Genomic DNA, 12,679 nt, shown 5'->3' with positions numbered 1-12,679 from the left:
TTCGACCTCACCGACGCGGGCGAGGCGAGGGTCGCCGGCTTCGACGTACGCCGCGAGTCCGACGCCGTACGCCGCTCGATCGGCGTCACCGGGCAGTTCTCCGCGCTCGACGAGCTCCTCACGGGGCGGGAGAACCTCCGGCTGATGGCGGACCTCGGCCACCTGCGAGCCGCCGAGGCGACGAGCCGGGTCGCGGAGCTGCTCGCCAGGTTCGACCTCACCGACGCGGCCGACCGTCGCGCCGCGACGTACTCCGGGGGCATGAAGCGCCGCCTCGACCTCGCCATGACCCTGGTGAGCTCACCGCGGCTGATCTTCCTCGACGAGCCGACGACCGGCCTCGACCCGCGCAGCCGCCGGGAGCTGTGGCAGATCGTGCGGGAGCTGGTCGCCGACGGCGTCACCATCCTCCTCACCACGCAGTACCTCGAGGAGGCCGACCAGCTCGCCGACCGCATCGGCGTGCTGGACGGCGGCACCCTGGTCGCCGAGGGCACGCCGGCCGAGCTGAAGCGGCTGGTGCCCGGCGGCCGGGTGGAGATCACCTTCACCTCGTGGGAAGGCCTGTCCGCCGCAATGGCCACCTTCCCCGGTGCCACCGCCGACGAGGAGAGCCTCACCCTCAGCGTGCCCCACGACGGCGAGCTCAGCTCGCTGCAGTCCCTGGTCGGCCGGCTCGACGACGACGCCGTGACCGGGTTCGAGGTGCACACGCCCGACCTGGACGACGTCTTCCTGGCCCTGACCGGCCACCCCACCCACGCATCCGAGCACCACGAGACCGAGGAGGCCGCCCGATGAGCGCGCCAAGCATCGCCACCAACGCCGGCCCCCAGCCCCTGCGCGACAGCTGGACAATGCTGCGCCGCAACCTGCTGCAGATGGTGCGCTACAAGTCGCTGACGCTGATGCTGATCGCTCAGCCGCTCCTCTTCCTGCTGCTCTTCGTCTACGTCTTCGGGGGGACCATGGGCGCCGGCCTCCCCGGTGGTGACGACCGCGCGGACTACCTGGCGTTCATCTTGCCGGCGATCGTCATGATCACGATCGCGTCGGTGTCGCTCAGCACCACCTACTCGATCGCCCTGGACATGGAGAAGGGGATCATCGACCGTTTCCGCGCCATGGCCATCGCGAAGTCGGCGGTCCTCACCGGCCGGGTGCTCGGCGCGATCATCCAGACCGTGGTCGCCCTCGTCGTCGTGCTCGGGGTCGCCCTCCTGCTCGGCTACCGCAGCGGCGGCACGGCCCTCGGCTGGCTCGGCGTGGCCCTGCTGGTGCTGTCGATGACGCTCGCGCTCACCTGGCTCACCGTCGGCCTCGGCCTTGCCGCGCCCAACGCCGAGACGGCGAGCAACACCCCGATGCCCCTGATGTTCCTGCCCTTCCTCTCCAGTGGCTTCGTGCCCACCGACTCGATGCCGGCCGGACTGCGCTGGTTCGCGGAATACCAGCCGTTCACGCCGATGATCGACACCCTGCGGGCGTGGATGAGCGGCGGCTCGGCCGGCTCGGACGCGGCGTGGGCGGTCGGCTGGTGCGTGCTCATCGGCGTGCTGAGCAACCTGTGGGCACGCCGCCTCTTCACCCGGGTCCAGGCGAGCTGAGGGCATGATCAGGTCATGCTGACGATCGGCCAGCTGGCGGCCTATGCCGGCGTCACGGTGCGGGCGGTGCGGCACTACCACCAGGTGGGGCTGCTGCCGGAGCCGGAGCGGGACGCCTCCGGCTACCGCAGCTACGGCGCCCTGGCCGTCGTGCAGCTGATCAAGATCCGCACCCTCGCCGACGCCGGCGTCCCGCTGGCGAAGGTGGGCGAGCTGCTCGACGCCGACGAGGAGACCTTCGGCCACGCCGTCCGTGAGATCGACCAGCGGCTGCGCAGCGAGATCAGGCGCCTGCAGACCAACCGGAAGCAGATCGCGCAGCTGGCGGCGGGAGACAGCCTGGCCCTCCCCGCGGAGGTGGTCGCCTACCTGGACCGGCTCCGGGAGCTCGGGGTGTCGGACCGGATGGTCGAGGGCGAGCGGGACGGCTGGATCCTGATCGCGGCTCGCTGGCCCGACCGGATCGCGGCATGGATGCCGGAGAAGTTCGCCCAGCTCGAGGACCCGCTGACCGTCCGGCTCTACCGCCTCCTCGGCGACGTCCTCGAGCCGGGCGCGGACGACTCACGGCTGGCGGAGGCCGCCGACATCCTGGTCGAGATAGTCGAACAGGCGTCCGCACGCGGTGAGCTGGACCACAAGGACGAGGCCTTCGAGGACGTGCCGTTCGTCGATCTGCTCGATGCGCTCGTGGTCGAGTCCGATCCCCGGGGCGAGCGGCTGATGGAGCTGATGCGCGAGCGCGGGTGGACCGGCTGGACCCGGCTGGAGCGGCTCCCCTGAGGTCGGTGACGCGGACATCCAGTCGACCGTCCTCGCCTGCTCGGCGTGGGCCTTGGAGTGATCAGCCTCAGCTCCACTCCCGCCGGATCACGGTCGTCACGTCGAAGGGGTCGCTGCCACGCTGGGCGGCCAGGACGCCGGCGCCCTCGGGCGACCCGGTGTAGACGGGCGTGCCGCCGCCGACCCAGCGGTCCCACGCCTTCGCGTAGTCCTCGACCCGACGGCGCGTGGTCAGGCAGGACGGAACCGCGTGCCAGACGACGCCGTCGGCGGCGAAGGATCGGCCGCGGCCGATGGAGGCCAGCTCCTTCGTGGTCCGCTCGCCCTCCACCACGACGTAGCGCGGCAGCACGTATCGCGGCGACGCGATCGGGGCGAAGACCTCCTCCAGGGCGGCGGCGAAGGCGCCTGACTGCTGCTCCGGGACGGACCCGAGGCGGATGCGGTACTCCCCCGTCGCGGTGAGCGAGACGGTCAGCGCCTCCGCGCCCTGCGAGACGAGCCCTGCCTCGTGCAGGCCGTCCGCGACCGCGGAGGCGACCTGCAGCGGGCTCGGGGAGACCGCGGCGGCCTCGACCAGCGCGCGCCCGCGCTCGGCGTACGACCAGCGGCGCACCAGCGGCGCGAGGGCGGGCAGGGCGAGGGGCAGCGCGCCGAGCCAGTGCGGCTCGAGGGCGAGCCAGCCTGCGCTGGCGACGATCCCGCTCCACGTCATCGCGGGCGGCACCGGGCGCAGGGGGCACGGCAGGTCGGCGCGCACGTCCAGGCCCTGTTCGCGTACGACGACGGCCGGCACCGTCGTGACGCTGCCGAGCCGATCGGGGGCGCCAGGGCGCAGCCGGACGGTGCGCACCGCCTGGTCGTCGTACGGCTCCCCGATGCGCCAGCGCTCGCGCATCATCGCGCGGGCTTCCGCGCGGGCCAGCATCCTCGCGTTGATGGCGTCGAAGTCGGAGGCGGGCGGGGGTGCGTACGGCGAGAGCGCGGCGTCGATGTGCGCGACCCCGTCGACGACGGAGCCGTCGGGGTCGACGCCGAAGTAGCCGGTGTGCTTGCGCACCAGCCGTCCCCAGTCGCCGTCGCCGCGCGGGTGGCCGGCGGCGACGCAGACGACGGTCCAGTTGATGGCGACCTTGTCGGGGTGGGCTGGGTCGGTGCGCAGCGCCCGGCCGCGGGTCTGGGTGACTGCGGTGGTGGTCGTGACGGCCGTGAGGTCGACGATGCCGGTGACCCGGCGCGCGTCCCAGCCCTCGCCCAGCAGGCCGCGGGTGCCGACGAGCACCTGGACGCCGCCGGCCTCGAAGAAGCGGGTCACGTGCGGCACCCACGCGCGGCTGCTCCACGAGCCGACGAGGCGGGGCAGGCCGTCGGAGGTGTCTATGACCAAGCCGGCGGCGAGCTGGGGGTCGGTCGCGGCGACGTGGTCGACGAGTGCGGCGAGGGTGTCCTTGGCGCCGGCGACGTTGGCCCCGGTGACGAGCAGGGCGGCGGGGGTGGCTGGGTCGTCGAGCAGCGCGTGGAGCACGGCGCGGGCCGAGCCGGATTGGGCGGTGATGACCCCGTGGAGGTCGGCCGGCAGGGTCGCCGAGGCCTGCTCGTGGTCGCAGAGCACGAGCAGCCGCTGCCGCTCCCCCAGCGCCAGCCACTCGCGCGCGGCGATCGCGGTGGTCGCCGTGGTCTTGGACTCCGAGCGCGCGAGCACCCGGTCGACGGGCGAACGGCCGGCGCGGATGCCGCGCCGGGTCCAGACATAGCCGACCGAAGGCAGCGCCCGCTTGAGCGACTGGACGACCCGCTCGTCCTCCTCCTTGTCACTGCTCAGCAGGTGGCCGCGGGCCCAGTCGTCGACGAGGCGGACCCAGTCGTCGGCTGTCGGCGGCCGGCGATGCTCCTCGTGGAGGGTCGCGCCCTGCGGGAGGGCGAGCACATCGGCGTAGTGGAGCCTGAGTGCCGCGCGGGCGAGCTCCGGCTCGGCCTTGCTGAGCGCCGCCCACGACGGCCCGCTCGGGCCGAACCGTTGGTCGAGCCAATGCAGCAGCGGCACCGAGCCGAAGGCCGGGTCGAGGAGGTCCGTGGTCAGCTCGGCGAAGCGCACGGCGCTCTCGGCGAGCCAGTCCCGCTCCCCCGAAGTCGGCTCGGTCAGCCACACCAGCTCGGCGAACGGCGCCAGGTCGCCCTGCCGCACCACACCGGGGATCGACGCCTCGAAGACCGTCGGCCCGAAGAGGCTTGCCACCAGCTCGGACTCTTCCCGCGTCATCGCGTCGGGCGGCGTCGCCGTCAGCCCGAGGACTGTCGCCTTGGGCAGCTCGCGCAGGATCTCGGCCAGCAGCCGGCCCCACACCTGGAGCAGGTGGTGGCACTCGTCAAGGACGAGGATCAGCTCGCCGGCGTCCTTCAGCGACTGTACGAGCGCCTCGCCGTTGGGGTGGAGCCTGGTGATGAGCGAGCCTTCGCCCTCCCTGTCGACGTCGTCCTCGTCGTCCGGGTCGAACGTCGCGACGGACTGGTAGGTCAGCGATGTCAGCTCGTGGTCGAGCGCCCTTCCCGTGCCGGCCGTGAGCCGACGGCTCTGCGCGGCCGCCACCCACTGCCCCTGGATGGCCGTGTTCGGGCTGAGTACGACGCCCCGCCGGGCCTTGCCTTCGCCCACCAGTCTCCTGACCGTCTCCACGCCGACGAGCGTCTTCCCCGCGCCGGGCGGGAGGACGATCCACGCGCGCGTGCACCCCTCCGCCCAGGCCGCGTCGAGGGAGTCGAGTGCCAGGCGCTGGTGGTGGCGGAGCTGCGGCGGCGCTGCCTCGACGCTCGGGGTCACGCGGCCAGCGTAGGGCGGCGTGCGCGTGCCGCGGCCCAACTCTGCCGCACCCCCAAGCCAACGAGCGAGGAGGTGGCTGGCGCCCCGCGCGCATGACCATGCGCTCAGCCGCCCGGTTGCGCCGTGGTGTGGTCGGGTGCCACATTTCTGGTAGCACCCGGCCACTTCATGTCGGCGACTTCAGGCTGCGCCGTAGACCTTCTCGACGAACTCCGCGAGCTGGTCCTCACTGAGGTGCCGGGCCAGGTCGGCCTCGCTGATCATCCCTACGAGACGGTGGTCCTCGATGACCGGGAGCCGCTTGACCTGGTGGGTCTCCATCTCACGGAGCACCTCGTTGATCCCAGAAGCGGCGTCCACCCAGAAGACCTCACCCTGGGCCAGGTCGACCGCCCGCATCGTGGCCGGGTCACGGCCCTCAGCCACGCAACGGATGGTGATGTCCCGATCGGTGATGATCCCGTGCAGGCGGTCGTCGGCGCCGCAGACCGGTATCGAACCCACGCCGAGGTCACGCATCTTCTGCGCTGCGGTCAGCAGGCTGTCGCTCTCGCCGACGCACTCGGCACCGGCGTGCATGATGTCTCGCGCGGCGCGGGTCGGGGCCACGCCCGTTGTCACCTCTGGGTGCGACCGTGTGTGAGCGTCCACCTTTTCGAGCACCGCAGCCACCTTCTCGTGCGTCCCGGTGCCCTTCTGCTCGGCGTAGTACGCCTCACCGAGCCTCTCCAGGAGCCGGAGGTACTTCCGGTGGACCTGCACCCCTTCCAACCGGGTCCGGCCCAGCTCGACGCCGTGTGTGGCCTGCTCCCGCGCCCGTTCGGCTGTCGCCTTCGCCTTGTCGAGGAATGTCATCTGCTCCTCCTTCCAGCGTTGACAGATGCGCTGTTGCATCATCTCTGACGCTATGCCGTGGCAGGGTCGCCGTACAGTGCCCAGGCCGGCTGATGTGACGCGGCGTCCCGGGTGGAAGCGCGGTCAGGGGCCGTCTCGGCCCCACACTCGCACAACGAAAAATCCCGGGCCCAGACGCCGTCGCCCATGTGACCGCCGCGTACCGTCCAGGCTTGGAAGTCCTCCCCACCGTGACGACTCTGCCGAAGGCGACCCGGGGCGGTCGCGCATCTCAGGGACCACCAACCTGAACCTGCGGCGTTCTAGGAAGGGGCGCCGTGGCAGGTGTTCGTGCCGCTGTCGTTGAGGGCGTCTCCGGGGATCGGCAGGAAGTTCCAGTCGTAGCTGGCGCTGTGGAGTGTCAGCTTCAGCACTCCGTGGGAGGTCACGCTGCGGACCAGGCTGTTCGCTGCGATCGTGTTGAACCAGCGGAGGTCCTTGCCGCCGGTCCCGACGATGATTTGCTGGATCCCGTATGCCGGGTCGGCGACGCCGGCGGGGTTCTGGGGCGCGAACCGTTCGTAATGGTGCTCGTGGCCGGTGAGGATCAGCTCGGCGCCGTCTTGGTAGAGGGCCTGCCAGAACGCGTTGGTCGAGGAGTCGTCGCCGTAGATGCCCGAGCTGAAGCGCGGGTTGTGCCACATGGCGACGGTGCAGGCGCGGGTGCTGGCGGCGAGGTCGGCGCGGAGCCATTGCTCCTGTGGCGAGCCTGCTCCGCACCCGCCGACGAAGGAGCAGTTGCTGTTCAGCACGACGACGTGCCAGTCGGTGCCGATGTCGTAGCTGTACCAGCCCTTGGTCGGGTCGCCGGCGGCGGCACCGAAGTAGGCGTAGTAGGGGGCGGCGTTGGTGGTGTGGTACTCGTGGTTCCCCGCCACCGGTCGGGTGCGGTCCTTCACGATCCCCCAGGTGGGGTGGTAGCAGTCGGCGAAGTCCGCCGTAGTGCCGTCGGGATAGGCGTTGTCTCCCAGGGTGAAGACCGTGCCGGGCGTCGAGCTGAGCAGCGCCGCGGTGGCGCTGTCCTCCGACAGGCTGCAGTCGGCAATGTCGCCGGCACCGACCAGCACGGGGACATCGCCGGGGGGTGGTGCTTGCACGGTGACCGCTTCGGTCCGGGTGGCGGTGTCGGAGCCTGCGGCGTTGGTGGCCGTCAAGGACACGGTGTAGGTGCCGGTGGTCGTGTAGGTGTGGGTGGGGTGCTGGGTGGCGGAGGTGGTGCCGTCGCCGAAGTCCCACAGCCAGCTGGTCGGGCTGCCGGTGGAGGTGTCGGTGAAGGTCACCGCCAACGGCGCCGTGCCGCTGGCTGGGGTCACGGTGAAGGAGGCTGTGGGTGCCGGGGATGTCGGTGCCGAAGTTGTCGGTGCCGGAGTTGTCGGTGCCGGAGTTGTCGGTGCCGGAGTTGTCGGTGCCGGAGTTGTCGGTGCCGGAGTTGTCGGTGCCGGAGTTGTCGGTGCCGGAGTTGTCGGTGCCGTAGGTGCAGGCCGTAGCGCGGTCATCCAGCCAGCCAGCGTGCGCGCCGACCTCACGGTCCAGGTCTGCCCACGGGTGGCTCCAGCCTTCTGCTGTGGACGGTAGGCGTGCGCCGAGGCCTCGCCGCGGGCTCTTTCCCAGGCCTGCGTCCACCCCGCGGGCTGGGTCGTGGTGAACCTGCCGGCGTTGGCGCCGATGCCGCCGATGAGCATCGTCCCGCTCGTCGTCGTCGTCACGCTCGGCACCCTGATCGTGGTCCTGCTCGAGCTCCTCGCCACCGACACCGAGGTGTCGATGGGACGGTCCGGGTCCACACCCACGTAGCGCGCCATACCGCCGCTCCAGCCCTGGCGTGAGGAGAGGGTCCAGGTCCAGCTGGTGCGCTGGGCGTCCGTGGCGGTGACCACGCGGTAGAAGGCGAACAAGCTGCTGCTGCTTCCTGCCCTCAACCTGCCCGGGAGCAGGGAGGTCCATCCCGCCGGCCTCGAGCCGATCTTCGGCGTGTTGTTGGTGGTGAAGCTCGCGACCAGCACGTCTCCGACCGCCGCACGGGCCGGCTTCGTGAGGGTCACCGAACGCGTCTTCGTGGTCTGCGCGACCGAGGTGGCGCCCCCGTAGCTCACGACTCCTGCCGCCGTGGCCGGCTGGGTCGGCGCCACCCCGACCCAGGCCATGGTGAGCATCACCGCGATCGCCAACCCCCAGGGCCAACCGACTCCCGGTCGCGGGTGTCGAGACGGGACAGCTGTCGCAGCCATGGAGATCCTCCCGGGGGCGCAGCTGGTCCTTCAGGTCAGCCAGGGGACGTGCGCCTGGCTCCGGGGGCAAAGAAAATCCGCGCAGACTCGTCCGTCTTGCCGTCGCGCCAGATTAGAACGGCACGATCGGTCGTCGCATCACCCATAAACGGCAAGCCCCTGCGACCTCCAGGGTTGTGTCCGGTGGTCGATTGGTCCGCTCGCGATAGACACGCGGACATTGGTCGCCCGGCGGTTCCCGGCACACGTTCAGCGGAGGCGGACCTCGGGGACGGGGCTGCTCGACGCCCCCACCTTCGCCGCCGGGCAGGTCCGGCTCGCGGAGGCGTTGAGCCAATGGGCCCACCGAATGGGCGCTGCCGGAGTCCCGCGCCCGCATCCCGCGCTACATCGAGCCTCACCAGTTCGCCCTCCGGCTCACCGAGCTCCAGCCCACCCGCTCCCCGGTCGTGGTCGCTTCGCATGCCGTGCGAAGTCCTGGATGCCTATGCGGCTGCGCTCCCTTCAAGCCGGGGACTTCGACGCACTGCTTGCTCGGGGTTGCGGCGCGCGAACCGTCACGAAATCCAGCGTGAGCGCGATGCGCCTCCGTGAGTTGCACCCGATCAGGTCTTGCGGCGGACGTGGTGGGCCGCCAGCCAGACCTCGAACCGCCCATGCGCACGGTCCAGGTAATCCCGCAGCCGCTTCTCGAAGCCCGCGATCTCGTGCCGCATCCCGAACATCTGGTACTCGGCCAGCCGTTCGGGGTCACACTCATGGGACGCCGCGGCGGTCCGGTCCAGCGACGCGCCACAGCGCTCACAGGGCATGTACCGGGACCAGAACACTAGCCGACACCTCCTCTTCAAGCCGGGTTCCGGGAGCGAGTCTCTCCCCCGCGCGAGAACCGCCCGATGGCGCTATTGTCGCCCACTGGCCCGGGAAACTAGATTGCCAAGGTCAGGGTGGGCAGGTGCCAGAGCGGAGGCTCTCATGGCAGACAACACCAACCTCGCACGCAGCCTGTACGAGGCCTGGAACAACCGCGATTTCGACTATCTCTCCGATTGCATGGCCGCCGACGGCTCCATCACCGACGTCGGCAGTGGTCAGACCTTCCGCGGCCCCGACGGCGCCCGCCAGTACAACACCGCCTGGGCGGACGCCTTCCCAGACGGCCGGATCACAGTCGACAAGGTCATCGCACAAGACGACTTCGTCACCGTGGAGTACACCGGCCAAGGAACCCACACCGGGACTCTGTCCTCCCCCGCCGGCTCTCTCCCGGCGACTGGACGGTCGGTCACCTTGCACTTGTGCGACGTCATCGAGTTCGCCGACGGCAAGATCAAGGCGCAACGCAGCTACCTCGACACCGGCGCGCTGATGGCGCAGCTCGGAGTCAGCGCCGGACAGGCAGCCACAACTCAGTAGCCCAACACACGACACGACCACGGCACCTGCCACCGCCGCATGCCCGGGTTCGAAGTCGGCGTCGCCAGTGGTCATGCCTGGAAGTCCCGCTGGGATATCCGTGGTCAGCGTGCGTGCAGCGCCAGGCCAAGGAGCGTTGGCGTCGGATGTCGGACCAATTGAACGCTGTTTGAGCGCAAACTTGTCGCTGCAGAGTGGCCCCATGCCGCCGCCAAACGCTGCTTTACCGGATCCGCCGAGATGACGTCCGTCGCTTACGTCAGGGGCTGGCGCGAAGACGTCACTTCGGTACGGCGCCGATCAGTTGCGGCAGGAGCCATGGGGCTATCCAGCCCTGGACGCCGGACGGGGTCAGGTGCAGCCCGTCCGACCGGACCTGATAGCCGCCGGCGGTCCATGTGAAGCGGCCCGCCGGGGAGACTCGTTCGCCAAAGCCGATGACGGTCACATTCGGATGGCGGCTCGCGACACTGCGCAGCAGCTGGTTCCAGTCGGTCACGCGCTGCGGCTCGTCCTCCGGATACAGGCTCCCGTCCAGCTGTTCGCCGCGCCGGTTGTAGGGTTCGGTCGCGAGCAGCACGTGCGCCCCCCGGGCGCCGGCCACGCGGATGGCCAGGTCGAGCTCGGACTGTAGGTGCGCGTCGAACTCGGGGTCGCCGATGTGCGTCCACCGCCCATCGAGGACCCGGTCCATGGTTTCCCACCGCCCGACCAGGATGAACGCGACGTCCGGATTGTCCCTGGCAATCGCAGCCCGCCAGATCCGGGGCCAGTCCCGGCACGTCGGCATCAGCCCGGGGTAGAGGCGGCCGAAGTAGCGGAAGGGGGCAGTCCTGCTCACCCCGCAGCCCATGAGCGTGCGGTCGCGAACGTCGAGGTCGGGATGGCTGGGCAGATAGTTCACCAGCGTCCAGGCAATCGAGTCGCCGAACACGTCGACCACAACCGGCTGTCCGGGCCGCCGGTGATGCAGTGGCGGCTTCGGCCGGGACCGGGGCGGCTTGGTCGTCATTCTGAACGGATTGTTCCGGCGGTCATTGGTGGCCCCGTCCTCGGCGTCCCCATCGCCCTCCAGGAAACGGTCCACCGCAGCGACGACCGACGCGTCCGCCGGCCGCGCCGGCAGCGGAGGCACTGTTGTCGTGACCACCAACACCGCAGCTCCGGCCGCAAGCGCGACGCCTGCCCCGGTCGCGGCGAACACCGGGCGCCTCGACCGCACTCGTAGCTGGATCGGGCGTTCAACGAGCACATAGGAGAGGTAAGCGATGCCCACGGCCAGGAGGCAACGCACCGTGAACAGGGTCAGGCCGGTCAGTCCGGTCCGATCCGCGTTGGCAGCGATGAACACTGGCCAGTGCCACAGGTAGACGCCGTAGGAAATCCGACCCAGCGCCGGGAGCGGCGGCACCGAGAGCAGCCGGGCGGACAACCCCGACGGGACCAAGACCACGTGCGCGATCACCACCGCCACGGCGAGCGCGAAGCTGGCCATCCCTCCGTGGTAGAGCACCTCGTCCGTGCCCGACACATGGGTCGACGTCCACAACGCGGCCACGGCCGCCGCCGCTGCCAACCCACCCAGACCCACTCGACGCCACCCCGGGGTGACCGACCGTGGACTGACCGGCGCCGCCGACTCGCCGCGCAGCTCGGTGTGCCCTTGGCTCCGGAGCGCCAACAAGGCCGCAAGCGCAGCCCCGATCAGGATGGCTGCACCGCGGGTGTCGGTCCCGTAGTAGGCCCGGCCCGGGTCCTCCGCGGAGTACGTCACCGCGAGTGCCGCCGTCGAAGCAACAGCTCCCACGCCGCACACGACGACGAGCCAGCACAGATGAGCCCGCACCCGACCCCTCGCAAGAGCGCGCATCGACGTGCGGCCTGGCCGCCCGGGATACAGCACCGCCCACAGCACCAGTGGCCACACCAGGTAGAACTGCTCCTCGATGCCCAGCGACCAAGTGTGCTCCAGCGGCGACGGCGCAGCCGTCTGAGCGAAGTAGTCACCGCCCCGGAAGGTCATCCGCCAGTTGGCGACGTAGAACAGGGCTGCCATCCCGTCACCGCGCAGCAGCCGAACCTCCTCGGGCGGCAGCAGCGCCCGCGCACCGATCGCGACGGCCGTGACCATCAGGAGCAGCGCCGGGAGCAGCCGCCGTACCCGCCGTCCCCAGAAAGCAGCTAGGTCGATCCGTCCTCCGCTGCGAGTCCACTCGGCCAACAAGAGCGCCGTGATCAGGTAGCCGGAGAGCACGAAGAACGCGTCCACACCGAGAAAGCCGCCGGTCGCCCACGGCAGCCCGCCGTGAAATGCAAGCACCGATGCGACGGCCACGCCCCGGATTCCGTCCAGGGCCGGCACGTGGGCCGGAGCCTCGCTGGGAGCATCGGCTTGGGGATGGCGGGGTTCTGGCGCGGTTCTGGCGCGGCCCTGGGCGGTGGTCGCGGCGGTCATGCGCGCTCACCACCAGGACCGGTACGTCGCATCCGCGGCTCTTGAAGGTCGGGGGGACTGGCCGACCAAGCGCTCGATGAGCTCGTGTCCACCACGATGGTGGTGGTGCAGGCCATGACTCGCATGTTCCGCCTCCAGGTAGCACCCGACGATCCGCGCCCGTTTGACCATCGTCGATGGCTGAGGTGCGCGTGTCATGGGCCTGCGGACCCGGGCGCCCGGGAGGAAACGCCCCTGTGGCGGGACGCGGAAGGAGGCGGGCGCGGCCCGCGTAGGACGCCTGACTTCGAGGTCGACACCGCAATCGACCGGCGACGTTGCCGGGACCGAACGGCTGGCATGCACTACTGCGACGCCTCCGAACCGCGCCAGCTGGACCGTCGACAAGAGCCGACAAGAATTAAATGGGGAGGGTCCCGGCGCCGATGGGCCAACTGTCGCGTCATTCTCTAGTCCGTGGTGGCCAGACGCTGTGGTC

At 70.6% G+C, this 12,679-nt stretch carries 10 protein-coding genes and 1 pseudogene; 5 read left to right on the top strand and 6 right to left on the bottom strand.

The annotated features are described in order from the left end of the window. Nucleotides 1-144 precede the first annotated feature (144 nt). From DDE18_RS14890 to DDE18_RS14880, 3 genes are read left to right on the top strand one after another with little or no spacing between them, the layout of a single operon-like run. Nucleotides 145-801 (top strand): ATP-binding cassette domain-containing protein, encoded by a 657-nt coding sequence (locus DDE18_RS14890; protein WP_425437571.1) that lies wholly within the window; start codon nt 145-147, stop codon nt 799-801. Further along, on the top strand, nt 798-1,607 hold the full coding sequence (locus tag DDE18_RS14885; protein ID WP_116573047.1) for an ABC transporter permease: 810 nt from the start codon (nt 798-800) through the stop codon (nt 1,605-1,607). The genes DDE18_RS14890 and DDE18_RS14885 overlap by 4 nt, the downstream gene beginning before the upstream one ends. A gap of 15 nt (nt 1,608-1,622) precedes the next feature. After that, nucleotides 1,623-2,390, top strand: a complete 768-nt coding sequence (locus DDE18_RS14880) for a MerR family transcriptional regulator (RefSeq protein ID WP_116573046.1) — start codon at nt 1,623-1,625, stop codon at nt 2,388-2,390. Between the two features lie 67 nt (nt 2,391-2,457). On the opposite strand, the gene DDE18_RS14875 is transcribed toward DDE18_RS14880, so the two are convergent. The 4 genes and pseudogenes from DDE18_RS14875 to DDE18_RS24050 form a co-directional block, all read right to left on the bottom strand. After that, a complete protein-coding gene (locus DDE18_RS14875; protein ID WP_116573244.1) occupies nt 2,458-5,208 on the bottom strand; it encodes a DEAD/DEAH box helicase in 2,751 nt (916 codons plus the stop codon). Nucleotides 5,209-5,388: 180 nt separating this feature from the next. After that, entirely contained in the window at nt 5,389-6,063 is a 675-nt protein-coding gene (locus tag DDE18_RS23705; RefSeq protein WP_245916726.1) for a CBS domain-containing protein, read from the bottom strand. A gap of 302 nt (nt 6,064-6,365) precedes the next feature. Next, a complete protein-coding gene (locus tag DDE18_RS23385) occupies nt 6,366-7,169 on the bottom strand; it encodes a metallophosphoesterase family protein (protein ID WP_281258391.1) in 804 nt (267 codons plus the stop codon). A gap of 39 nt (nt 7,170-7,208) precedes the next feature. Further along, nucleotides 7,209-7,424, bottom strand: a pseudogene (locus DDE18_RS24050) (PKD domain-containing protein); the annotation flags it as partial. 17 nt (nt 7,425-7,441) lie between these two features. On the opposite strand from DDE18_RS24050, the gene DDE18_RS24045 reads away from it, so the two are divergent. Then, nucleotides 7,442-7,576: a hypothetical protein gene (locus tag DDE18_RS24045; protein WP_281258395.1), complete on the top strand. Its 135-nt coding sequence runs from the start codon at nt 7,442-7,444 to the stop codon at nt 7,574-7,576. A 1,359-nt stretch (nt 7,577-8,935) separates the two neighbouring features. On the opposite strand, the gene DDE18_RS14860 is transcribed toward DDE18_RS24045, so the two are convergent. Then, nucleotides 8,936-9,160 (bottom strand): hypothetical protein, encoded by a 225-nt coding sequence (locus tag DDE18_RS14860; protein ID WP_165821179.1) that lies wholly within the window; start codon nt 9,158-9,160, stop codon nt 8,936-8,938. 145 nt (nt 9,161-9,305) lie between these two features. Here DDE18_RS14860 and DDE18_RS14855 point away from each other — a divergent pair, with 145 nt between their 5' ends. Then, nucleotides 9,306-9,746 (top strand): ester cyclase, encoded by a 441-nt coding sequence (locus tag DDE18_RS14855; protein WP_165821178.1) that lies wholly within the window; start codon nt 9,306-9,308, stop codon nt 9,744-9,746. Nucleotides 9,747-10,026: 280 nt separating this feature from the next. On the opposite strand, the gene DDE18_RS14850 is transcribed toward DDE18_RS14855, so the two are convergent. Next, complete coding sequence (locus DDE18_RS14850) at nt 10,027-12,201, bottom strand: acyltransferase family protein (protein WP_116573042.1); 2,175 nt, start codon at nt 12,199-12,201, stop codon at nt 10,027-10,029. Nucleotides 12,202-12,679: the final 478 nt, after the last annotated feature.

It is taken from the genome of Nocardioides gansuensis, assembly GCF_003076135.1.
Classification (GTDB): Bacteria; Actinomycetota; Actinomycetes; order Propionibacteriales; family Nocardioidaceae; genus Nocardioides; species Nocardioides gansuensis.
The sequence above is the reverse complement of the archived record's forward strand: the minus strand, read 5'-3'. Positions and strand labels throughout refer to the sequence as shown.

What these genes read in the sequence shown, in the direction of transcription:
- DDE18_RS14890 (WP_425437571.1), top strand. Translation starts at nt 145, where the DNA reads ATGGCGGACCTCGGCCACCTGCGAGCCGCCGAGGCGACGAGCCGGGTC.
- DDE18_RS14885 (WP_116573047.1), top strand. Translation starts at nt 798, where the DNA reads ATGAGCGCGCCAAGCATCGCCACCAACGCCGGCCCCCAGCCCCTGCGC.
- DDE18_RS14880 (WP_116573046.1), top strand. Translation starts at nt 1,623, where the DNA reads ATGCTGACGATCGGCCAGCTGGCGGCCTATGCCGGCGTCACGGTGCGG.
- DDE18_RS23705 (WP_245916726.1), bottom strand. Translation starts at nt 6,063, where the DNA reads ATGACATTCCTCGACAAGGCGAAGGCGACAGCCGAACGGGCGCGGGAG.
- DDE18_RS24045 (WP_281258395.1), top strand. Translation starts at nt 7,442, where the DNA reads ATGTCGGTGCCGAAGTTGTCGGTGCCGGAGTTGTCGGTGCCGGAGTTG.
- DDE18_RS14855 (WP_165821178.1), top strand. Translation starts at nt 9,306, where the DNA reads ATGGCAGACAACACCAACCTCGCACGCAGCCTGTACGAGGCCTGGAAC.
- DDE18_RS14850 (WP_116573042.1), bottom strand. Translation starts at nt 12,201, where the DNA reads ATGACCGCCGCGACCACCGCCCAGGGCCGCGCCAGAACCGCGCCAGAA.